At 55.8% G+C, this 21,294-nt stretch carries 21 protein-coding genes, 1 other RNA gene and 1 pseudogene; 8 read left to right on the top strand and 15 right to left on the bottom strand.

The genetic code is table 11. The features are described from left to right. The first annotated feature begins 16 nt into the window (after window positions 1–16). From BTJ39_RS01415 to BTJ39_RS01405, 3 genes are all read left to right on the top strand, one after another. On the top strand, window positions 17–1,309 hold the full coding sequence (locus BTJ39_RS01415; RefSeq protein ID WP_241825845.1) for an MFS transporter: 1,293 nt from the start codon (window positions 17–19) through the stop codon (window positions 1,307–1,309). Between the two features lie 72 nt (window positions 1,310–1,381). Further along, entirely contained in the window at window positions 1,382–2,404 is a 1,023-nt protein-coding gene (locus BTJ39_RS01410; RefSeq protein ID WP_078000869.1) for a 4-hydroxythreonine-4-phosphate dehydrogenase PdxA, read from the top strand. Between the two features lie 520 nt (window positions 2,405–2,924). Beyond that, window positions 2,925–3,161: a type II toxin-antitoxin system TacA family antitoxin gene (locus tag BTJ39_RS01405; protein WP_078000868.1), complete on the top strand. Its 237-nt coding sequence runs from the start codon at window positions 2,925–2,927 to the stop codon at window positions 3,159–3,161. 65 nt (window positions 3,162–3,226) lie between these two features. Here BTJ39_RS01405 and BTJ39_RS01400 read toward each other — a convergent pair. Further along, a pseudogene (locus BTJ39_RS01400) lies at window positions 3,227–3,730 on the bottom strand (DUF1543 domain-containing protein). 792 nt (window positions 3,731–4,522) lie between these two features. Here BTJ39_RS01400 and BTJ39_RS01395 point away from each other — a divergent pair. After that, window positions 4,523–5,329 (top strand): MBL fold metallo-hydrolase, encoded by an 807-nt coding sequence (locus BTJ39_RS01395; RefSeq protein WP_078000867.1) that lies wholly within the window; start codon window positions 4,523–4,525, stop codon window positions 5,327–5,329. An 81-nt stretch (window positions 5,330–5,410) separates the two neighbouring features. Here BTJ39_RS01395 and BTJ39_RS01390 read toward each other — a convergent pair whose 3' ends face one another. From BTJ39_RS01390 to rsmI, 3 genes are all read right to left on the bottom strand, one after another. Then, window positions 5,411–5,878 (bottom strand): helix-turn-helix domain-containing protein, encoded by a 468-nt coding sequence (locus BTJ39_RS01390; RefSeq protein ID WP_078000866.1) that lies wholly within the window; start codon window positions 5,876–5,878, stop codon window positions 5,411–5,413. 701 nt (window positions 5,879–6,579) lie between these two features. Beyond that, an RNA gene (gene rnpB, locus BTJ39_RS01385) (RNase P RNA component class A) lies at window positions 6,580–6,942 on the bottom strand. A 33-nt stretch (window positions 6,943–6,975) separates the two neighbouring features. Then, window positions 6,976–7,839 carry a 16S rRNA (cytidine(1402)-2'-O)-methyltransferase gene (gene rsmI / locus BTJ39_RS01380; RefSeq protein WP_078000865.1) on the bottom strand — a complete coding sequence of 288 codons (864 nt, stop codon included), beginning with the start codon at window positions 7,837–7,839 and terminating at the stop codon, window positions 6,976–6,978. A 62-nt stretch (window positions 7,840–7,901) separates the two neighbouring features. Between rsmI and BTJ39_RS01375 the strand changes: the two genes are divergently transcribed. Genes BTJ39_RS01375 through dolP form a run of 4 tightly spaced genes read left to right on the top strand, consistent with a single transcriptional unit; the run spans window position 7,902 to window position 11,617 of the window. Beyond that, on the top strand, window positions 7,902–10,061 hold the full coding sequence (locus BTJ39_RS01375) for a penicillin-binding protein activator (protein WP_078001240.1): 2,160 nt from the start codon (window positions 7,902–7,904) through the stop codon (window positions 10,059–10,061). Beyond that, entirely contained in the window at window positions 10,019–10,414 is a 396-nt protein-coding gene (locus tag BTJ39_RS01370) for a YraN family protein (RefSeq protein ID WP_078000864.1), read from the top strand. Before BTJ39_RS01375 ends, BTJ39_RS01370 begins: the two co-directional genes overlap by 43 nt. Before the next feature lie 29 nt (window positions 10,415–10,443). Beyond that, window positions 10,444–11,034 (top strand): DnaA initiator-associating protein DiaA, encoded by a 591-nt coding sequence (gene diaA, locus BTJ39_RS01365; RefSeq protein WP_078000863.1) that lies wholly within the window; start codon window positions 10,444–10,446, stop codon window positions 11,032–11,034. 10 nt (window positions 11,035–11,044) lie between these two features. Then, on the top strand, window positions 11,045–11,617 hold the full coding sequence (gene dolP / locus BTJ39_RS01360) for a division/outer membrane stress-associated lipid-binding lipoprotein (RefSeq protein WP_078000862.1): 573 nt from the start codon (window positions 11,045–11,047) through the stop codon (window positions 11,615–11,617). 33 nt (window positions 11,618–11,650) lie between these two features. On the opposite strand, the gene BTJ39_RS01355 is transcribed toward dolP, so the two are convergent. The 11 genes from BTJ39_RS01355 to cybC form a co-directional block, all read right to left on the bottom strand. Continuing rightward, complete coding sequence (locus BTJ39_RS01355; RefSeq protein WP_078000861.1) at window positions 11,651–13,561, bottom strand: BglG family transcription antiterminator; 1,911 nt, start codon at window positions 13,559–13,561, stop codon at window positions 11,651–11,653. Window positions 13,562–13,628: 67 nt separating this feature from the next. Continuing rightward, window positions 13,629–14,774, bottom strand: coding sequence for a lactonase family protein (locus BTJ39_RS01350; protein WP_078000860.1), 1,146 nt, complete (start codon window positions 14,772–14,774; stop codon window positions 13,629–13,631). 56 nt (window positions 14,775–14,830) lie between these two features. Next, window positions 14,831–15,571 (bottom strand): 2-dehydro-3-deoxy-phosphogluconate aldolase, encoded by a 741-nt coding sequence (dagF, locus tag BTJ39_RS01345; RefSeq protein ID WP_078000859.1) that lies wholly within the window; start codon window positions 15,569–15,571, stop codon window positions 14,831–14,833. Beyond that, entirely contained in the window at window positions 15,568–16,689 is a 1,122-nt protein-coding gene (locus tag BTJ39_RS01340; protein WP_078000858.1) for a DgaE family pyridoxal phosphate-dependent ammonia lyase, read from the bottom strand. The genes dagF and BTJ39_RS01340 overlap by 4 nt, the downstream gene beginning before the upstream one ends. Continuing rightward, window positions 16,673–17,806 carry an amidohydrolase/deacetylase family metallohydrolase gene (locus BTJ39_RS01335; protein ID WP_078000857.1) on the bottom strand — a complete coding sequence of 378 codons (1,134 nt, stop codon included), beginning with the start codon at window positions 17,804–17,806 and terminating at the stop codon, window positions 16,673–16,675. Before BTJ39_RS01335 ends, BTJ39_RS01340 begins: the two co-directional genes overlap by 17 nt. 75 nt (window positions 17,807–17,881) lie before the next feature. Then, window positions 17,882–18,526, bottom strand: a complete 645-nt coding sequence (locus BTJ39_RS01330; RefSeq protein ID WP_078000856.1) for a DUF4310 family protein — start codon at window positions 18,524–18,526, stop codon at window positions 17,882–17,884. A 14-nt stretch (window positions 18,527–18,540) separates the two neighbouring features. Next, entirely contained in the window at window positions 18,541–19,317 is a 777-nt protein-coding gene (locus tag BTJ39_RS01325) for a DUF4311 domain-containing protein (RefSeq protein WP_078000855.1), read from the bottom strand. Window positions 19,318–19,390: 73 nt separating this feature from the next. Further along, a complete protein-coding gene (locus tag BTJ39_RS01320) occupies window positions 19,391–19,687 on the bottom strand; it encodes a DUF4312 family protein (protein WP_078000854.1) in 297 nt (98 codons plus the stop codon). Next, window positions 19,684–20,037, bottom strand: coding sequence for a glycine-rich SFCGS family protein (locus BTJ39_RS01315; protein WP_078000853.1), 354 nt, complete (start codon window positions 20,035–20,037; stop codon window positions 19,684–19,686). The genes BTJ39_RS01320 and BTJ39_RS01315 overlap by 4 nt, the downstream gene beginning before the upstream one ends. Window positions 20,038–20,103: 66 nt before the next feature. Further along, entirely contained in the window at window positions 20,104–20,436 is a 333-nt protein-coding gene (locus BTJ39_RS01310; RefSeq protein ID WP_078000852.1) for a glycine dehydrogenase, read from the bottom strand. A gap of 398 nt (window positions 20,437–20,834) precedes the next feature. Further along, window positions 20,835–21,218, bottom strand: coding sequence for a cytochrome b562 (gene cybC / locus BTJ39_RS01305; RefSeq protein ID WP_078000851.1), 384 nt, complete (start codon window positions 21,216–21,218; stop codon window positions 20,835–20,837). Window positions 21,219–21,294 lie beyond the last annotated feature (76 nt).

The following is a 21,294-nucleotide window of genomic DNA, read 5'->3' as shown; positions in this document are numbered from 1 at the left end:
AAACCGGGAGGCAATCTTGCAAAAACAATCCCATATCAGCAGAAATATGCTGATTATCTTCTGTGCTATGTCGTTTATCCTCTACCTGGATCGGGTTAACCTCGCTGCCGCCGCAGGACCGTTAAAAGCCGAGCTGGGGCTAACCAACACCGAGCTTGGCATCGCATTTTCCGCCTTCGGCTATACCTATGCCATCTTTCAGCTGGTCGGCGGCTGGGTGGCTGACCGCTTCGGCGCGCGGCGGACCATTATTGCCTGCGGTCTGATCTGGGCTGTTGCCACCGTCTGTACCGGACTGATTGGCGGCCTGGTATCACTCTGTCTGGCACGTCTGCTGCTGGGCATCGGCGAAGGCGCGGCGCTCCCCGCCCAGGCCAGAGCAATCACCAACTGGGTGCCTAAACCGAAGCGCGGTATGGCTCAGGGGCTGACGCACTCCTTCTCCCGTCTTGGCAATGCCGTCGCGCCGCCGCTGGTCGCGGTGTTGATTGCGTGGCATTCATGGCGGGCATCCTTCATCGTCGTTGGTATTCTCTCCGCGTTGTGGCTGGTGGTCTGGCTGGTCTACTTCCGCGAAATGCCGGAAGAGCACGCCGGCGTATCACCTGAAGAGCTGGCGCTGTTGCCGCGCCGGGAAAGCGTACAGGAGGACGGTACGGCGATGCCTCATTCATGGTGGGCCATCCTGCGCCGCATGCGCGCCACCGTCGCGGTCTATTTCTGCATGGTCTGGTCAAATACGCTGTTTTTCAGCTGGATGCCGATCTTCTTTATGCAATCACTGAACCTCGACATTAAAAGCTCGGCGCTGTATTCGTCCGGCGTCTTCTTCGCCGGCGTGGTCGGCGACCTCACCGGCGGGGTGATTAGCGACTGGATTTTACGCCGTACCGGCCGCCTGGCGCTGGCGCGTCAGAGCGTGATAACCATCAGCCTGCTCGGCGGCCTGATTTTCTTTATCCCGGTGCTGATTAGCCATGACGTGGTCACCATCGCCCTGTGCCTGAGCGCGGCGTTTTTCTTCCTCGAACTGACCATTGGCCCTATCTGGGCAGTTCCGATGGATGTGGCGCCGAAAACAGCCGGCACTGCCAGCGGCATGCTTAATTTCGGCGCCGCAATGGCCACCATCATTTCACCGATTATTTTCGGCCTGATGATCGATATGACCGGTAGCTGGACGCTGCCCTTCGCCGGCGCAATTGGCTTTTTGATCCTCGGTATTATCTTCACCCAGTGGATTCGCCCGGACATCAGCGTCGAGCAGATTGAACAGCAAAAACCCACCCGGCATTCGCTGGCGGGCTGAAAAAACCTTACGCATTTATCCCAACATTATCGGCAGGGGTTCGCCTCTGCCCGCTAAGAGGAGCATCAGATTATGACGAGCGAAGTAGTCCGTACCCCTTTCGCAGCCGCTGAGAAACCACACATCGTGCTGGCCGTAGGCGACCCCGCAGGTATTGGCCCCGAAATCATTGTTAGCCTGCTCGCCAATCCGCGAACCGCTGACAAAGCGAATATCACCCTGATTGCCAACATGCCGGCGCTGGAAGCCGCCGCCGCCAGCCGGGGCGTCGCGCTGCCCGTCGAATCTGACTGGCTGGCTATTCCTCAATGGCCAGGATTAAACCGCCATATTGCGCCAGCGCAGGTGGCGGCAGAGAATGGCCGCTTTATTCTGGAATCGCTGGAAATCGGCACCCGGATGGTGGCTTCAGGGCAGGCTGATGCGCTGTGCTTTGGTCCGCTGAACAAAGGGGCTATGCGGCTCGGCGGAATGCAGCAGCAGGATGAAATGCGCTGGCTGGCGAATGAACTTAACTATGACGGCGTCTGCGGTGAATTCAACGTGCTGGACAAGCTCTGGACGGCGCGCGTGACATCTCATATCCCGCTATCAGCGGTTTCCAGCCAGCTTAGCGCGGAGAAAGTCGCCAGAGCCATCGGTATGCTAACCCAGGCGCTGAAGGACTCCGGCGTGGCCCAGCCCAGAATCGGCGTTTGCGGCCTCAACCCGCATAACGGCGATAACGGCAACTATGGCGATGAAGAGGGGCGGATCATTACTCCCGGCATCCAGCTGGCCGCCAGCCAGGGGCATCCTGCCGACGGGCCTTACCCGGCCGATACCATTTTTCTGCGCGCCAGAGACGGGCAGTTCGACGGTATTGTCTCGATGTATCATGACCAGGGGCAGATCGCCACCAAGATGATGGGCTTTGATATCGGCGTCACCGTACAGGGCGGTTTGCCGATCCCGGTCACCACGCCGGCCCACGGCACCGCCTATGAAATCGTCGGTAAAGGCGTGGCCCGCACCACTGCGATGGAGAACGCTTTCGACCTCGCCTGTCGTATGGGATTAAGCCATCGTCAGAAATTGCTGAGCGGCGCGAAATAACGCCAAACGATCACGAAGGTTAGCTTCGTGGCCGTTTTCAGACTGTCGGAGAAGCTGGCCGCTAAGCGGCGTTCTTTTATATACAGTCGAGTGGGCGGCGATTAATCTCAGCGCGCATCAAGATAAACGGCTACCGGTTTATACCGGTAGCCGTTTGTCATTAACTATGCAGCTTATCTATATTCCTGCTGTAAAAATGGCACTAACGGAAAGATGCCACTCCGCCTCCTTATGCTATATCTCCCTCAACCTATACTCATCACTAAAAGGAAGCGTGCTTATGCTGAGTGGCAAAAGAGCCATTATTAGCGGCGGAGGTCGGGGATTTGGTCAGGCCCTGAGCGTTTGGTTTTCAGTTTCAAAATTATGTTAACTACCGTGGTAAGCAGGTACGATTACTTGTACGCCCGAAAGCTGTTAATTCCTGTTTATAAATTAGCGACACTCCAGGCTTCATCTAAAGCGGATCTTGCCCTGCTCGCAGCTCCGCTTTGAGCCTGGAGGACGTTGCTGAGACGGGTTGTTAAGGCCCGTCATTTCCCCCAAGCGAGAAACTTTACATTTACGCATTAAACCCGCTGAGCGTGATCTCATTGATCGCGCTGCGAAAGCTAAAGGGAAGAACCGTACGGATTTTGTTCTGGAGGCCGCTCGCGCTGCCGCAGAGCAAGCGTTGATTGAACAGCGCATCATTATGGCCGATCCAGACGCCTGGCCGGGGTTTCTTGCGCGTCTGAACCTGGCTCCAGCACCGTGACGGTAAATGGCCCCATGATTACGCGACAGGCTACACGCGGGTCTGGTAAGCCTGTCCTTGTCATGTCAGATACCTATCGGTTGATAGCCCTGCCATTCTGGTTGATCACGACGACCTGATGCGCAGGGGGTCAGATGAATAAAGAGATCGCCAACCTTTTCAAGTAACAGACAATCGTCAACATCCTTCAAATTATCCTTATGTTGCTGATCGATGCCACAAAGTAATGTTTTTAGCGCTTTATTTTTGGCCTGTTGGGCATCTTCAGCGACCAACAAGTCAAATTCATGTAACTCTGCCAGCGTGTCCGGTCGGTAACCGCCAGCGTTGACGAAAAACAACTTTTCCGCCGATTGAGATGGCTCAGCAGAGAGCATGACAGAATATCCATCAGCCCAGGTAACCCGGCTGTAGCCGTCAATATGGATTTTGTCGCTATCGCCAAACCATGCCTCGCGCAGAGCAGGCTAGGCTTCTTTGGGGTGGTTGGCGGCAACGAACTGAATGTCATGCACTTCAATGTTAGATTTACCGGCATTTCCACCGAGGTAAAACATGTATAGATTCATTGAGATCCTCTTTTAGTCAGCCTTTCGCTATATATTTGAATATATAAAGAAGAATACTGCAACCTGCTAAAAAAGAGACCGCGAGGTATAGCAGTCCTTTATGCCGGGATCGGTCAGCTTAGCAACTGTAGACAGAACGTCCGTTTTCGCTCACAGCGGGCGTTGCTATAAGCTGGCATGGCTTAACAAAGTGAAAGCGTCGATGCCGTTGCTGTTATTGAAAATAAGAAAAACTCGCTTTTTCCCCACTGCAAGCAAGCGGCGGGCAGCACTCCCAGGCACATCCTTGTCTCTCCGTGTGCCATGCTGACTGTGCTTTTTGTCAGATACCTTGCCATAAAAGCGGAGCACACCACGGCTTTGCTACTGGCTTAAGCGGATAAATATAGATTCATTGAGATCCTCTTTTAGTCAGCCTTTCGCTATATATTTGAATATATAAAGAAGAATACTGCAACCTGCTAAAAAAGAGACCGCGAGGTATAGCAGTCCTTTATGCCGGGATCGGTCAGCTTAGCAACTGTAGACAGAACGTCCGTTTTCGCTCACAGCGGGCGTTGCTATAAGCTGGCATGGCTTAACAAAGTGAAAGCGTCGATGCCGTTGCTGTTATTGAAAATAAGAAAAACTCGCTTTTTCCCCACTGCAAGCAAGCGGCGGGCAGCACTCCCAGGCACATCCTTGTCTCTCCGTGTGCCATGCTGACTGTGCTTTTTGTCAGATACCTTGCCATAAAAGCGGAGCACACCACGGCTTTGCTACTGGCTTAAGCGGATAAATAAGGAAGACTCAATGATCACTTTATGCAAAACCTGCGGCACATCCTATGAGATAACCGATTCCCATCCGGAGCATTGCATTATCTGCGAAGATGAACGCCAGTATGTTCCCTCAACCGGGCAGGAATGGTGCAATTTTGACGCCCATTGTGCTTCGCATACAAATAAGTGGAAACAACACGACAGCGATCTTCTCAGCATCCGCACCGTACCTGATTTTGCGATTGGTCAGCGCGCGTTTATTCTGCGTACCCCGCAGGGCAATATTCTGTGGGACTGTATTGCCACGCTCGATGACGCCACAAAAATGCTAATAGCTTCCCTGGGCGGGCTCAAGGCCATCGCGATATCGCATCCTCATTACTACACCACCATGCAGGATTGGGCCGAAGCATTTAACGCCCCAATTTATCTTCACGCCAGCGACAGCAAGTGGGTTATGCGCGACAGTCCCTGGATTACCTTTTGGCAAGGCGACATTCTTGAGCTGACCCGAGACGTCCGTGTGATACGTCTCGGCGGACACTTTGCCGGCGGCTGTGTTCTGCACTGGGCGCGAGATGAAGGCGTGGTGCTTTCCGGCGACATCGTTCAGGTCAGCCCTGGCGCGCATGCCGTCTCCTTTATGTGGAGCTACCCGAATATGCTGCCGTTGCCAGCAGCAACGGTCAGTGACATAACCCAACGGCTGAGTACGGTGAAATTTAACAAACTCTACGGCGCGTTTGAAGGAAAAGATATTACGCAACATGCCGATGAAATCGTGCGCCGCTCAGGCGAAAAGTATATTTCCTGCCTCAAAGAAACAGCCAGTAAATAAGCCGGGGCGACTAGCTGTGTCAGTTTCGTATTGTCTGCTGTTCAGAAACAGACCTGTGAATCCTGACTTCTCGTCCATATATTACCTGCGCAGCAAGTGTTGAAGTCTCTTCTGCTGCCATTTGCTAATCAAACCGCTAAACAAAAATGTCCTCAGGCCACGCACTGCAAGCAACGCAAACCAGATAGCGGCCACCCATAAAGACCAGAAGCTATCAGAAGACGTGTAGCGGTTCAGCATGAAAAGCAATATGCAGACGACGAGCGCTGTAATGACTGAGCGGTAAAACCGTCCCTCCTCGACAATCCTGCTTCTCGTTTCGCTGATTCGCTCATCCAGCGCGTTGTCTTCAGCATTTTCCTGAACGGAAAACGTTGAAACGCTCACCTCAAACACAGCAGCTAAGGCGCTCAGGGTCTCCAGACTTGGCCGTTCGCCATTCTCTATTCGCTGCACAGTACGGGTGCTCAGGCCAGATAACTCGGCAAGCTGCTCCTGTGACCAGGCTCGTTCAAGGCGAAGCGCTCTGAGCTTATTCGTGTCATTCATGGTTCATCTCCGTGTAATGGGTTTTCAGTGGACAGGGTTACCGAAGCCAGCCCACATCACCACGATCAGAACCCGACAGCAACCTGACATCACCATGACACCAGCGTGGCAGGCATCAGCTTAACGCTACTTAGGGGAGTTTGTATAAAAATGTCGATTCATCCTATTTCTAAATCAACAGCGCTAAGATCCGGTGTTAGCAGGTAGAGTCTGCGCCTTGCCCATAGTAGACCTGACAGCCATCCAAATGTAGTCAGTAGGATCGCTAAACCTCATTCTTTCATAGAGAGCGGAGTGGACAGTCATTCCCTCCCCCATAAAGTAAAACCTCGCAGAATCTCTTCTGCGGGGTTTTGATGTAGTGCGAAGCTGACCGGTAAGCCGCGTTCTTTCATAGAGAGCGGAGTGGACCGTCATTCTCTGCCCATAAAGTAAAACGCCCACAGAATCATTTCTGCGGGCGTTTACATGGAAAAGTTGAAGCTGACCGGTAAGCCGCGTTCTTTCATAAAGAGCGGAGTGGACAGTCATTCCCTGCCCATAAAGTAGAACGCCCACAGAATCACTTCTGCGGGCGTTTACATGGAAAGGTCGAAGCTGACCGGTAAGCCGCGTTCTTTCATAGAGAGCGGAGTGGACAGTCATTCCCTCCCCCCATAAAGTAAAACCCCGCAGAATCTCTTCTGCGGGGTTTTGATGTAGTGCGAAGCTGACCGATAAGCCGGGTTCTGTCGTGGACAGTCATTCATCTAGGCCAGCAATCGCTCACTGGCTCAAGCAGCCTACCCGGGTTCAGTACGGGCCGTACCATGTGAACCCCTATTTGGCCTTGCTCCGGGTGGAGTTTACCGTGCCGCGAACTGTTACCAGCCGCGCGGTGCGCTCTTACCGCACCCTTTCACCCTTACCTGATCCCTTGCGGGCCATCGGCGGTTTGCTCTCTGTTGCACTGGTCGTAGGCTTGCGCCTCCCAGGCGTTACCTGGCACCCTGCCCTGTGGAGCCCGGACTTTCCTCCCCAATATCACCCGAAGGCGATAAAGCGGCGACTGTCTGGTCAGCTTCGGCGCGAGATAATAGGGGATTTCAGCCGCGTTGTCACTCTTCTTGCTGCGCCAGCGCGAACTTATACAGGGCATTTTTTTTAACCCCATGAATTTCCGCCGTCAACGCGGCCGCTTTTTTTAACGGCAGTTCGGCCTGCAGCAGCGCCAGAGTGCGCAGCGCCTCCACCGGCAGAGCCTGCTCATCGGCCTGATGTCCTTCAACGATCAGCACCATTTCGCCTTTGCGCCGATTTTCATCATCCTGAACCCAGGCAAGTAGCTCAGCCACCGGCGCACCGTGAATCGACTCCCAGGTCTTAGTAATTTCGCGCGCCAGCACCACGTAACGCTCAGCCCCCAGCTCCAGCACCATATCCTGCAGGGTTTCCAGTAAGCGGTGGGTGGATTCATAAAAAATCAGCGTCCGCGGCTCCTGCGCCAGCGCGCGCAGCGCATCTTTGCGTCCCTTGCTCTTTGCAGGTAGAAATCCTTCGTAACAGAATCGATCGGACGGTAGTCCGGCGGCGCTTAATGCTGTAACCGCCGCACAGGGACCGGGTAGAGGCACCACTCTGATACCCGCTTCGCGGCAGCGTCGCACCAGGTGGTAACCCGGGTCGTTGATTAAGGGGGTGCCGGCATCAGATACCAAGGCAAGGCTTTGGCCTTCCTGCAATTTTGCCAGCAGCACCTCCGCTTTTTGCTGTTCGTTGTGGTCATGCAATGCGAACAAGCGCGCATTGATGGCGAAATGTTGTAGCAACAGCCCGGTATGACGTGTATCTTCCGCTGCAATCAGATCAACCTGCCCCAACACCGTCAACGCACGCTGCGTTATGTCGCCCAGGTTACCGATGGGCGTCGGGACGATATAGAGCGTGCTGGCAGAAATCTCTGCCCGATCGTGTTGTTTCATTGTTTGATCCGCATTGCCGATTTAATATTGAGCATCTTGAAAAAAACATCACTGGATACAGTATGCTTCCTTCAAAAGTCGTTCGTAATAAAGCAGGACGCGCCGTTCCGCTTCTTCTTGCCGCGCTGATTTTTGCCGGCTGCTCCGGCCAGGGGCCAACAGGAAATGGTGCAGATATTAAGAGTCCGGCAACCGGCACCTCGGACTACTATCTGCAACAAATGCAGCAAAGCGGGGATAATAGCAAGCTTAGCTGGCAATTACTCGCAATTCGGGCGCTGCTGAACGAGGGTAAAGCCAGCCAGGCGAAGCAGCTGTTGGATAAGCTTCCCCATGAGCGCGATGCCGATCAGCAGCAGGAAATTATCCTGCTCAGCGCGCAATATTACGTATTGACCAAAGATAATGCCGGCGCCAGCGCGCTGCTCAAGCAAATTGAAAACGACCGGCTGTCGAAGGACCAGCAGGCACGCTATTACCAGCTGGTGATTAGCGCTCAGCATGACGCCCCTTCCCTACAGCTGATTCGCGCTTATATCGCTCAGCAAGCGCTGCTGAGCAGTCCGCAGGATAAGCAGAAAAACATCGATGCCACCTGGCAGGCGCTGACCGGGTTAAGCAAACAGCAGCGCGACAGCCTGGTGATTAACGCCAATGAGAACGTGCTGCAGGGCTGGCTGGACCTGCTGGATACCTACCGGGCCAATCAGAATACGCCGGATATGCTCAAGTCAGGCATCAGCGACTGGCAGATCCGCTATCCGGATAATCCGGCGGCAAAAATGCTGCCCACCGCCCTGAGCGGTATCCAAAATTATAAGCAGGCTTCCACCGGTAAAATTGCCCTGTTACTGCCGCTGAACGGCCAGGCAAAAGTTTTTGCCAACGCCATTCAAAAAGGCTTTGATGATGCGCGCAACGGTACGCTGAACGCCGCGCAGCCTGCACCTGCAACTGCACCTCAGGCGCCGACGACCGATAGCGCCGAACCGCTGCAGCAGGCCCAGGCTCAACCCGCAGCGGGTCAGGATGCGTCACAGCCTGCCGGGCAAGCTCAAGCCGATGCTTCCCAGCAAAATGCCGCGCAGCCCGCAGATCAGGCGCCGGAAGGCAGCGAGAATAACCCGGTAGTCGCGCCGAGCGATGCGGCTTTCCAGCCCGATAACGAAGATAATCCCGCCCCGGCGGCCAATAGTACGGCGGCCTCACCGCAGGTTACCGACACCGCTCCGCCCTCCTCTGCCGCGCAGGTTCAGGTGTATGACACCAGCAATCAGCCTATCGACCAGGTCATTGCCAAAGCGCAGCAGGATGGCGCAACGCTGATCGTCGGCCCACTGTTGAAAGACAATGTGGAAAAGCTGGCGAATCTGCCTTCCTCGGTGAACATACTGGCGCTGAATGAGCCGGAACAGGTGCAGAACCGTCCGAATATTTGCTACTTTGCACTTTCTCCTGAAGACGAAGCGCGTGATGCCGCCCATCATATGTGGGACCAGGGAAAACGCCAGCCTCTGCTGCTGCTGCCCCGCAGCGCGCTGGGGGACCGGGTAAGCAAAGCCTTTGCTGAAGAGTGGCAGAAGCTGGGCGGTTCAACCGTACTGCAACAGCGTTTTGGCTCGGTTGCCGAATTGAAACAGGGTATTAATAGCGGCGCGGGCATTCGTCTTAGCGGAACGCCAGTGCAAACGGAACAGCAGCAGCAACCTCAGCAGGTGAGTATCGCCGGTCTGACAATTCCGGCGCCGGCGTCTGATACGCCGCCGCCAGCGGCCTCGGGCGGTAATCCGGACTCGGTTTACGTGGTTGCCACGCAAAATGAGATGCAGCTGATTAAACCGATGATTGCGATGCGTACCAGCAGCCGCGATAACGTTGCTATATACGCCAGCTCGCGCAGCTATCAGGCAGGGGGCGGCGCCGACTTCCGTTTTGAAATGGACGGGCTGCAGTTCAGCGATGCGCCGCTGCTAACCGGTGCTAATCCGGCACTGATGGCGCAGGCAGCGCGTAATTTTAATAATGATTACTCGTTGGTCCGTCTGTATGCGATGGGTATTGATACCTGGACGCTGGCGAATCATTTCAACGAGATGCGCCAGATGCCGGGCTATCAGATTAAAGGTGATACCGGCGTGCTGAGCGCCAACCAGGATTGCGTCATTAACAGGAAGTTAACGTGGAGCCAGTACCGTCAGGGGAAAATCGTCCCGGTCAACTAAGCCGGCAGCAGCGAGGCCAGCAGTGTGAGCAGCAGGCTCGCCGCTGGCTGGAAAAGGCGGGCTTGCGCTTTATTGCGGCTAATGCCCGCTTTCGCGGCGGCGAACTGGACCTGATTATGCGCGACGGCTGTACGCTGGTGTTTGTCGAGGTACGCTATCGCCGTGACGATCGTTTCGGTGGTGCCGCCGCCAGCGTCACCCGGAGCAAGCAACACCGACTGAAGCAGGCTGCGGCCTGCTGGCTGGCTGGCAAGGGCGCTCGCTTTCGCAACGCGCCCTGCCGGTTTGATGTCGTTGCCGTTACCGGCAATCAGGTTCAGTGGCTGCGCAATGCTTTTTACGCGGATGAGTAATACCGCGCCAGATAAACCAGGTGAGTGAAGTGCTGGAAAGAATTAAAGTCTGCTTTACTGAGAGTATTCAAACACAAATCGCGGCGGCGGAAGCGCTGCCAGATGCAATTTCGCGGGCAGCCGTCGCTATGGTGCAGGCGCTGCTTAACGGTAATAAGATTCTGAGCTGCGGCAACGGTACTTCCTGCGCGAATGCCCAGCATTTTGCCGCCAGCATGATTAACCGCTTTGAGACCGAGCGGCCAAGCCTGCCCGCCATTGCGCTTAGCGCCGATAACGTGCTGTTAACGGCTATTGGCAACGATCGTCTGCATGATGAAATATATGCCAAGCAGGTGCGGGCATTAGGCAGCAACGGCGATATTCTTCTCGCCATTTCAACGCGCGGCAACAGTCGTGATATTGTAAAGGCGGTGGAGGCGGCCGTAACGCGGGATATGACAATTATTGCGCTGACCGGCCACGATGGCGGTGAACTTGCCGGCCTGTTGGGACCACAGGATGTGGAAATCCGCATTCCATCGCATCGCAGTTCTCGCATTCAGGAGATGCACATGCTAACGGTGAATTGCCTGTGTGACTTAATGGATAACACCTTATTTCCTCACCAGGATGTTTAAAGGAGCTAAAATGAAGGCCTTATCTGTTTTTGCCATTGCGCTATCTGCGCTGCTTTTACAGGGCTGTGCAGCCGTCGTGATCGGCAGCGCAGCGGTTGCGACTAAGACGGCGACCGACCCGCGCACCATGGGGACACAGGTTGACGATGGCACGCTGGAGCTGCGCGTTAATAATGCGCTGGCGAAGGACAAACAAATCAAAAATGATGCACACATCGATGTTACCGCCTATCAGGGCAAAGTGCTGCTGACCGGCCAGTCGCCGGATCCTGCGCTCGCCAGCCGGGCGAAACAAATCGCCATGGGCGTTGAAGGGGCGACCGAAGTTTATAACGAAATTCGCCAGGGGCCGAAAGCGTCGCTGGGCACCATGTCCTCCGATACCTGGATCTCCACCAAGGTGCGTTCGCAGTTGCTGACCAGCGACCTGGTGAAAGTGTCTGATGTGAAGGTGACGACGGAAAACGGCGAGGTATTCCTGATGGGTCTGGTGACGCAGCAGGAAGGCCAGGCGGCGGCAGAAATTGCCAGCAAGGTTAGCGGCGTGAAGCACGTAACCACCGCGTTTACCTATATCAAGTAATGCTACCGGCCTCCCGATGGGGAGGCCGTTCTTCTATAGTCGACTCAGGCAGTCGATCGCCACCGCTTTAAAGCTGCTGAAATCGCTGCTGGCCCGCAGACGCGGCATGGCGCGTTCGCGCAGAAAGGTGACGAACAGGTCGTAAATCGCCATCGCTTCCTCGTAATCGTCTTTGCTGATCGCCAGCAGAAAAATCACGTAAGCCACCTCATCGCCCCAGGCAATACCCTGCGGCGCCAATACCGTATAGACCGCCGTTTTACGCGCCTGTAGCCCCAGCGAGTGCGGCAGCGCGATGCCATCGCCTAGCATGGTGCTGACTATCGCTTCGCGCTCCTCCACCGACGCGTAAAAGGTTTCGTCGACGATGCCCTCCTGCTCCAGCTGCTGACAAAGTTGCTGAAACAGCTCAGTACGATCGATGGGCCGGTCAATGATGCAAAAGTGGCTGGCAGAGAAATAGCGCGACAGCATATAAGGACGGGTACGATCAACCAGCACCAGCTTGCCAATTTGCTCCAGCTGGTAATCGGTGGGAAATGGCGACATCAGCACCACCGGCTTCTCTTTTTCGCTTACCCGCACCGTGGAGATAACAAAATCGGCGGCGACGTCGTCCATCTGTTCATAGTCGCGCTGCGAAACAATACCCTCGACCACGATCTGCGGATATTTACGCAGCAGCATCGCCTGGATCATGCGCGCCGTAGAATTGCCGGTATCACACACCAGCAGCACCTGGGGATGACGCTGGTAACCAACGTTGTAGTGGCGCTCAAGACCGACGCCAATATGCAGTACCAGAAAACCAATCTCGTTTTCATTGATGACATAGGGGCTGTATTTGCCCCAGTTGCTGACCGCCGCCAGGGTGACGTCCCACGCCATCGGATAATGTTGTTTGATATTGCTGAGTAGCGGATTCGGGATATTAATCTGGTAGCGCACCCGGGTAATCATGGTTTTAATATGCGTCAGCAGGTCGGCGCGCAGCTGGGTATCGTTTTGCAGGCTGTAATTGTAGTGAAGGTTGATGTAATTAAGGATGTACTCAACCAGCTGTTCGCCATCATCAGCATTGATGGCGCTCGGCGCCAGCGCCTCGACGCGTCGGGCGGCGATATTCACCCGCAAGTAAGCTTCCTCCGCTGGCGATACCGCTTTACCGCAGATTGGCCGCATCAGGTTGATGATGTGGCGGGCAGCGTCGCGCACGTCGTCATCGACATCGTCAGCGAAAAAGTCATTGAGCGGGTAACCTTCGCTGATACGGCGCACGGCGACGGCGCAATAAAGCCGCAGATAGCGTTCGCTGTCGTCGCTCAGCCGGATGCCAAAGCGGCTGAAACAACCCTGTAATAAGGGCTCCAGCGTCCCCAGCATCCCGCTGTTGAGCGCTTCCAGATTTAGCAGCGGATTCTCCACATCCTCCAGCGCGATTTCATACAGCAGATCGGTCAGACAGGTGCGGATCGCCATTTCGCTACCGAACAGCTTCATGCCATAGCGGGGTTTGGTTTCGATCGCCAACTGGTAGCGCGCCAGATATTCTCTCACCTCGGCCATATCGTTCTGCAACGTCGCCCGGCTGACGAACCATTCGTCGGCCAGATCTTCGAGCTTGAGTGAAAAAGCCGAGGTGAGAAAACGGGTCAGCAGGTAGTGAACACGCTCGCCCGAAGTACGCGGCACGCGTAAGTGCGCAGGCTGCTCGGCCTGGAGTCGATGGTAGCGCTCCGGGTCCTCAATCACCAGCTGATAGCCTGCGCCACGGCTAAGTACCAGCTGAACGCCATGATCGGCCAGCAGCATATTGAGCGCGCTGATATCAGTACGCACCGTGCGCGTTGAAACGGCGAAACGCCGCGCCAGTTCATCCTGGGGCAGCGTTTCGCTTTGTAGCATTTCAAACAGTTGGGCCAGCCGCTGGTTAGGAAATCTCACCAGAAAAGTTACCTTTAATTAAATTTATTTCATCCTACCTTTTCCGCGTCGGCCAGGGGAAGAGGCGTCAGGGCAGGATAACCATTTGTGAAGGCGCGCCGACCGCCGTGTAATCATCGCTAAAGTGCAGCGCGCCGCTGCCCTGTTCAACGCTAAAACGCGTAATGTTATCGCTGCGCTGATTCATCGCATAGAGCGTGCGGCCATCGGCGGAGAGCGTCAGGGTGCGCGGGTAATCGCCCCGGGTCCAGATATCATCTTTATGACTCAGCGTGCCGTTCGCGTTAATGGCAAAGTGCGCGATGCTGTTATGCAGGCGGTTGGCAACGTAAAGATTTTTCCCACTGCCGTCGATAACCAGACCCGCGGCAAAGCTGGTGCCCTTGTAGCCGGCCGGCAGGGTTGAAACGCTGGCGCCTTCATGCAGGCTGCCGCTGCGCGCATCGATGGCGTAATGAGTCAGGGTAGACGCTTCTTCATTAACCAGCCATAGCCCTTTACCGCCGGGCAGGAAAACAAAATGACGCGGCCCGGCGCCCGGCGAGGAAGCGTTGATCCACGCGGGCTTACCTGCGGTTAGCTGACCATCGCGCCCCAGGCGATACTGGTATATGCGATCGAGTCCTAAATCAGTGGAGTAGACAAACTTACCCTGCGGATCGCTGGCGATCATATGCGCGTGCGGGCCGTTATGGTCGCTGACGGCGAAGCTGCCTTCAACCGCCGCCGCCGGTTTGCCGGCGCCCGGTGCGCCGCTGTCCTGATGGTGATCAACGGCTTCGCCGAGCTTACCGTCTGCATCGACCGGTAAAACCGTAATGCTGCCGCTGACGTAGTTCGCCACCAGCAAAAAGTGGTTATCCGGGGTCAAAGAGAGGTAAACCGGGCCAGCCCCTTTGCTGCTGACCTGGCTGAGCTGGGTCAGGTTGCCAGCGGCGTCGACGGCATAGGCCACCACGCTACCCTGTTCGCTTTCGCTGGCGACGTAGAGATGCTTACCGTCGGACGAGGCCACCAGCTGCGCCGGATTTGCCAGCTTGCTGACCAGCGTTTTCCCACTCAGCGCGCCGCTTTGCGCGTCGACCTGAAAACGGTACACGCCTTCGCCGTTCGGATTATAGCTCCCCACATAGGCATACTTTGCCTGCGCCAGAAACGGAGCGCTGGCCAGCATCGCCGCCCCAAGGGTTACCATCAGTGTTGCTTTGCGCATCTTTACCTCGCCTTTGGTTTAAAGGAAAAAGCGGGCTGACGCCCGCCGGGAACGCGTTATGCCACTAATTTTTTGGTTATTGCCAACAGCGTCGCCACGTCTTCAGGCCGGGTATTACCGCTGGCTTTGTCGATAATCGAGCTGTAAATGTGCGGAATGATTTTGCTGACACCGGCCTCAAGCGCAATGGAGAGGATTGCGGCGTAGTTGTCCAGGTCGATGCCGCCGGTTGGTTCCAGCCAGAAGTCGTTTTCGGCGCAGGCCTGCGCTACAGCGCGGAACTCAGCTTCGGCTTTAAGGCCGCCCATCGGGAAGTATTTTACCGAACTGCCGCCCATATCTTTTAGCAGGGCAATGGCCGTCTCAACCGGAACGATACCGTCGCTGGCTGCGCTGCTCAGCGGCCCGGTGGAGATTTTCACCAGCCCGGCCTTGCCGGTCGGCGAAATCAGGCCATTAACCACGGTTTCATTTTGTCCGAGCAGCGCCCGGCTGGCGCCAACGCCGGTAAAAACCTGATTAACGTGCTGCGGCTGTACCTGCGCGGAAATGGCGCTGACCATCTCAGACTGGCGCGGATCGCCGGCGCCCAGCCCGACGGAAAGCGCATTATCAATCAGCGCGGCGTATTCGCGCATATCGCTGACGGCGCTGTCGATGCTGCTATAGTTTTTCGACAGAACGCCAACCAGTACATAGCCTTCGGCGGCCTGCCAGATGTCGCGGGCGTTGTCTTTGCTACCGGCCAGCACGTTGAGGCAAACCCGGTCCTGATAAAATTTTGGCATCAGCTTCATGCTTTCTTTTCTCCTTCAAGCAATGCGCGAATACAGCGATAGATAACGTTCAGTTGTTCTGCGGTGACGCTGCGCACGTCGACCTCGACGATGCCCTCGTTGGCTTTGTAACCGCGAAAATAGATGGCGATATCGCCGGTTTTCAGGCGCTGCACCAGCTCGCCGGTGGTCATACCGACGATCGCTTCGTCAAAATGAATTTCGCTGCGGGCGATATCGCGCCCGGCGGCGTCCCACACCACGCGGGCTTTAACCCCGCTAAGGGTATTTAAACTGTCGATAAAGGGCGTCATTTTCTCCACCATCTGCGCGCCGGTAACTTTTTCCTGCACCAGATAGTTTTCAATCGCCTGCGTCAGGCCGAGAATGCCCTCTTTACCAACCTTCATTGCGCGGCCGATGCCGCCGCTCTGACGTTTTACCCAGTTAACGTAAGGCTGGCGCCCCAATACCAGCCCGCTGGTTGGCCCTTCAATCGCCTTCGCCCCGCTGTAAATCACCAGGTCGGCGCCGAACTGGTAATAGCACTGCAAATCCTCTTCGGCGGCAGCGTCTACAATCAGCGGCACCTTGTGCTTACGCGCAACCACCGCCGCCTGCTCAACGCTCAGGTGGCTTTTCTGCACGCAGTGATGGGATTTGATATACAGGATCGCGGCGGTCTGTGGCGTAATCGCGGCCGCCAGCTGCTCAGGGGAACACTCATTGGCATAGCCAGCTTCTACCAGCCGCCCGCCGCCCAGCGCTACCATGGTGCCGACCGGCGCGCCAAAGTTAACATTATGACCGCGCGGGACCACGATATCATGGGCCACGGTTAGCGGCGCCGCGTGCAGGTTCTCCAACAGCCAGTCGTTATCCTGAACGATCACCGCCGCCACCGACTGGGCGATACCGGCCGAAGCGCAGGAAACCACCACCGCATCCTCCGCGCCCAGCAGCTGCGCGATATAAGCACCGGTCTTATTGACCAGATCTTTCATTTCAAAGTAGTGATTAAGACCATAGTTAACGGTTTCCACTACCTCCGCAGAAGGCGTAGAAACCCCAAGAATAGTCATCCGACCCGAGGCGTTAATAACCTGTTTCAGGTCGTATTTTTCATAAATCGAAGACATGATTAGCTTTCCCTTCGTCGGTCATCACCCACTTACCTGCAACCACGGCGGCCAGCGGGGTGAAATGTTTAGCGCCGGTTTCACTGATGCCGTCGGCATCTACCAGCGGGCGTGATTCTTCGCTGAGGGTAAAAATGGTGAAGTCGGCATCGGCGCCCACCTCCAGCCGGCCTTTATCCGCTAAACGCAATCCTTCAGCGGCATTGCGGGTGACGCAGTCAACTATTTGCGTCAGGGTCATACCGACATTAAAGAATTTCGACATGACGTGCGCCAGGCCATAGACCGGACCGCTGATGCGGTTGCGACAGTAAATATCTGAGCTGATGCTGTCGGGTAAAATTCCCTGAGCGATGGCAACGCGCGCGACCTCAAAGCTGAAGCTGGCGCTGCCGTGGCCGACGTCCAGCCGCACGCCGCGCTGAATGGCGCTTTTAACCGCAGCTCGCAGCTCACCGCCCGGCGTGAGGATGCGATTCGGCTTGCCGTTATAGCAGTGAGTAATAATATCGCCAGAGGTAAGCAGGTCGGCTATTTCATCAAGATCCGGCGGATTATTGCCAATATGCACCATCAGCGGCAGCCCGCCGATCTCGCGCTGGATCTCTTTAGCGCGTACCAGTGGCTTAATGCCGTTCTGGCCCACAACGCTGCTGCTCATACGCGCTTTAATGCCAAGAATAAAGCCGGGCAGGCGCTGCACCGCGTCGCGCACGCCCACTTTGTCGATGTCGCTCATATCGGCCAGCTCGTGCTGCACCACCAGTCCGGTACGCGAAATATTCAGCAGCGCGTACACCTGGGTGGCGGCGCTGCGGGTAATCTGATAGAAATCATCGACATCGTCAGCACCGGTACTGCCGGCATCAACGACGGTGGTCACTCCTTGCGCTACGCCGATATTATCGGGTTGGTCGTGATAGATAGGCGATTTGGCATAGCAGTGTACGTGTGAATCGATCCATCCTGCGCTGAGATACCAGCGGCCACCCAGGTCGCGCTCATCTTTCGCTTCGCCGCTGACGTTGCCGATTGCGGCGATTTTTCCCGCGCTGACAGCAATATCGGTTAGTGTCTCATCCGGCAGGCGTGCGCGGCGAATAATCAGATCAAACATGGGTTACTCCTGAAATTGTTGACGGCGTTGCAGCCGTCAAAACCGGCCTGTCTACGTCAGTCAGGCCGGTTAGTCTTACAGCGCCACCGGGAAGATAGCGCCCAGTACCATGGCGCCAAGGATCGCGCCGCCGGTGATAGGTTTACCCCACAGATAAAACAGCAGCGCGCCAGCCAGCGATCCCAGTCCGATAGGAATCGATGCCGCCATCGCAGACAGGATAATCAACGGACCAAGGAAACGTCCGGATGCGTTGCCCGCGCCCATCATGACGTCAGCGCCGTAGGTGGAATCACTCTGTCCGATAGTGAACTTGCGTGCCAGAATGATGACGTAGCCGATCGCCAGACCAATAACCAGGCCGGTCACCAGCGAAGCGGCGAAGTTAGACACCGGGAAGATGATCCCCGAGCCCAGCAGCAGTGCCGGAACGCCAAGGCCGACACCGGTCTGAATGGCGCCGCCGATATCCAGGATACCAACCAGCGATCCTTCAATAATGCGGGCAAACAGAAAGCTGGCGCCGAAGGCGGCTACCGCGCCGTACACGCCGGTATCAATACCCGCGCGCAGCATGGAGACAAAAGCCACTTCGTTAAAAGCGCCGATGCCATAGGTGTAATACATGTGAGTACCGGCGAATACGCCCGCCGACAGCAAACCGACGAAGATCGGGAAAGACCAGTCGGCATACCAGAATCCGCTTTTCGACTCTTCCATTCTCGTTATCCTCGTTATTTGCCGCTTAACGTGTTGTGGATCATCTCCAGCCAGCCCGGGACACCCAGCTGGAAGGATTGCAACGCTTTCATATCAAAACCACGGAAGAAGCCGCTCAGCACGAACAGCAGCACGATGGCGAACATCATGATTTTGGTCACCTTGTGCCAGCCGCTTTCCTCAACGCCTTTACCGATCAGGATGCCAAGCACCAGTCCCGGTACGGCATTGCCCATAATCAGCTGCGCCAGACCGCCGAAAATAGTGGCCCAGAAGCCTGATTTCTTACCGGCATCGATCGCTGCCAGCCAGAAAATAACCGGCATCACGGTATTCACCAGCAGGTTGGCCGCCGGTACCAGCACCTTGACGGCGGTAACCTGCAGCGCTGCCGGTACGGCCGAGGCGGTGCTGTTAAGAAACGCCACCACCACCATGCCGATCAGTCCGCAAGCAATGGCCATTTTTTTCGGGTCGTGCAGGGTTTCAGCAACGTTGCGGTTTTTCACCATCAACGCAGCGGCGCCCCAGTTTGGGATGATGCGATGGTCCACGTCCTGCGTGAAGGAACCCGCCGCAACGGAAGACGCCCAGGCGTTGAAGAAAAAGCCCAGACCAAAAGAGAAGTGAGAGGCAGGATCGCCTTCACAGGAGTTCAGCTCGCCCAGCGTACGAAACGCACCCATTCCCTGCGTAGTCGGTGCATGAAACATGCGTGCAGCGCCTGCACCCACGCCAACACCGACCAGGCCGCCGATAATGAGCGACTTAAGCAAAATAATTAAAAACATCAGTCTATCCTTTCAGGCTTGCGCCAACGTTTTTAAGTTGTGGTTATAGTTCCCGTTGACCAACCGAGAACGGTCATTGCGTGGCGAAGTCAACCTTATCGGTATCAATTGCGCTCACGTTGACGGTCACGTCCAGCTCTACGCTGTAATGACGTCGCTGCCGCGCCAGAAAGAGAAACAGAAACTTCTCCGTCGTGACGCGTTCCTGTGCGCGCAGAACCTTGACCTCCTGAGGCTCAATGCGCAGCAGAACTTTATTGCTCGACTTCAGCACGCTGTTCTGTACCCGGCTCAGCGCGTCGGCGAACGCTTTTGCTTTACTGTCGCCGCGCCCGCTGACGCTCACCGTCGTGGTGAATTGCTCTTTCATGGGTGTTTTTTATTCCAGGCCTGCACCAGCCGCTCGCCCAGCTCTTCTTTATCCATAAAACCAAAGCCAAGAACGTTGGCGCCTTCGTTGATCGCGGTTACCCCTTCATCGATCGAGCGCATACCGTGTTTGGCTTTGTAGCCATATTTGTTCTGCGCGGTGATAGCGCCGGCCCCGCCGCTGCCGCAAAAGGAGATGCCGAAGTCGGCATTTTCCGCTTTCATTACGTCACCCAGCTTCATGTCTGCCGCCACACCCGGCACTACGATGGCTTTGCCGCCGGCCTTTTCAACGCCCGCCGCCACTTTCTGTCCTTTACCTAACCGATCGCCGATGACTACCGTTACCATGGAATGCTCCTTAAAATTTCTGTCTGAATGTTGTTTTATCAGGCGGCTCATAGCGCCGGATGAAGGCTAGGCGTTTTTCGCCACTTCAAAATGTACTGATAGCAGCCAAGCCTCTTCGACCGGCAGATTGCCAAACAGATCAACCACCTGCTGAGCCAGCTGCATGGAATCCTGCGAGATATCCTCGAACAGATCGGCTTCGACTTCCGGCAACGGTTCACCGGTTACCGAACGCAGCGCCATCGCCCGTACGTGCGAAGCCAGCATCTGCTGCTGAACCGCATCAGGCTGAATACCCTGACGGGTAAACAGCTGGGCGATCTGTCCCATTACCCGGTCGGCCAGAGCCTGGATATCCTGCTCCGCTGCCGTATCTACCGATACTGCTCCGTTATTCACGCTATCACCTCTTAATCCAGCGCTGGCGCCGTACCAGCCATGTTCATTCGCAATGGAAGTAAAGTACCGCCGGGAGGGCGACCTGTGTAGACGCACTTTTTCCACTTCAAAGTGGAAATCATCTGGAGTGGGGCGATCAGGACCACAGAAAACGCAGGACGTGCGTTGAAGAAGCCCGTCGGGGCAGCATTACGTGCTCACTCAGCGTAGGAGGCACGGCTTGCGCAGCAGACTGTTCAGGTCATTTCGCCCTGCGCTTACGCCGGGGAAAATAAGAAAAACGGATGGATGTCACAAAAAAGAGCGGACCGGATGCCGGTTTATCGCAGCGCAAAACATACAAACGATAGCGGAGGGGATAACGGACGGCGAACACCGCCCGGGAAACGGGAACGCAATTAGCGGAATTTTTTATGGCTTTCGTTGCGGGTCTGCTCAAAGTTGGCAGCTTCAGCCTTAGCGCCGGCAACATCGCCCGCCTCAACTTTTTTCAGGCTGAGATCAATCTGGCTAATCAGCTTATCCAGATGGGCGTGATAGTCCTTCACTTCAGCACTGTCTTCGGCTTTGCCTTCCAGCGTTTCTGGAGTCTGGCCTTTCGCATCCTGCGCCGCCTGGCGCATAGCGGTCAGCGCCTGCTTAAGCTCACCGGCATCGCTGGTTTTTTTCACCGTTGAAAGATTCTCTTTCAGGGTGTCCATATCCTTTTCCAGGTCGGCCAGCGCGGAGACGCTGGTAAACAGCAGGGAGGCACTCAACATTGCAATTACATGCTTACGCATAACGTTATCCTTTTAATTTTTGAGTCAGAACAACAAGGGGCGACCCACAGGCCGCCCCTTTAATCTTATAACGACT

Source organism: Izhakiella australiensis (assembly GCF_002006995.1).
Lineage (GTDB): Bacteria > Pseudomonadota > Gammaproteobacteria > Enterobacterales > Enterobacteriaceae > Izhakiella > Izhakiella australiensis.
Note: the sequence above shows the minus strand (reverse complement) of the source record. Positions and strands in the feature narration are given on the sequence as shown.

Bases quoted from the DNA above. Each gene is read 5' to 3' on its own strand.
- BTJ39_RS01410 (WP_078000869.1), top strand. From the start codon at position 1,382: ATGACGAGCGAAGTAGTCCGTACCCCTTTCGCAGCCGCTGAGAAACCA.
- BTJ39_RS01395 (WP_078000867.1), top strand. From the start codon at position 4,523: ATGATCACTTTATGCAAAACCTGCGGCACATCCTATGAGATAACCGAT.
- BTJ39_RS01390 (WP_078000866.1), bottom strand. From the start codon at position 5,878: ATGAATGACACGAATAAGCTCAGAGCGCTTCGCCTTGAACGAGCCTGG.
- rsmI (WP_078000865.1), bottom strand. From the start codon at position 7,839: ATGAAACAACACGATCGGGCAGAGATTTCTGCCAGCACGCTCTATATC.
- BTJ39_RS01375 (WP_078001240.1), top strand. From the start codon at position 7,902: ATGCTTCCTTCAAAAGTCGTTCGTAATAAAGCAGGACGCGCCGTTCCG.
- dolP (WP_078000862.1), top strand. From the start codon at position 11,045: ATGAAGGCCTTATCTGTTTTTGCCATTGCGCTATCTGCGCTGCTTTTA.
- BTJ39_RS01350 (WP_078000860.1), bottom strand. From the start codon at position 14,774: ATGCGCAAAGCAACACTGATGGTAACCCTTGGGGCGGCGATGCTGGCC.
- dagF (WP_078000859.1), bottom strand. From the start codon at position 15,571: ATGAAGCTGATGCCAAAATTTTATCAGGACCGGGTTTGCCTCAACGTG.
- BTJ39_RS01340 (WP_078000858.1), bottom strand. From the start codon at position 16,689: ATGTCTTCGATTTATGAAAAATACGACCTGAAACAGGTTATTAACGCC.
- BTJ39_RS01335 (WP_078000857.1), bottom strand. From the start codon at position 17,806: ATGTTTGATCTGATTATTCGCCGCGCACGCCTGCCGGATGAGACACTA.
- BTJ39_RS01330 (WP_078000856.1), bottom strand. From the start codon at position 18,526: ATGGAAGAGTCGAAAAGCGGATTCTGGTATGCCGACTGGTCTTTCCCG.
- BTJ39_RS01325 (WP_078000855.1), bottom strand. From the start codon at position 19,317: ATGTTTTTAATTATTTTGCTTAAGTCGCTCATTATCGGCGGCCTGGTC.
- BTJ39_RS01320 (WP_078000854.1), bottom strand. From the start codon at position 19,687: ATGAAAGAGCAATTCACCACGACGGTGAGCGTCAGCGGGCGCGGCGAC.
- BTJ39_RS01315 (WP_078000853.1), bottom strand. From the start codon at position 20,037: ATGGTAACGGTAGTCATCGGCGATCGGTTAGGTAAAGGACAGAAAGTG.
- cybC (WP_078000851.1), bottom strand. From the start codon at position 21,218: ATGCGTAAGCATGTAATTGCAATGTTGAGTGCCTCCCTGCTGTTTACC.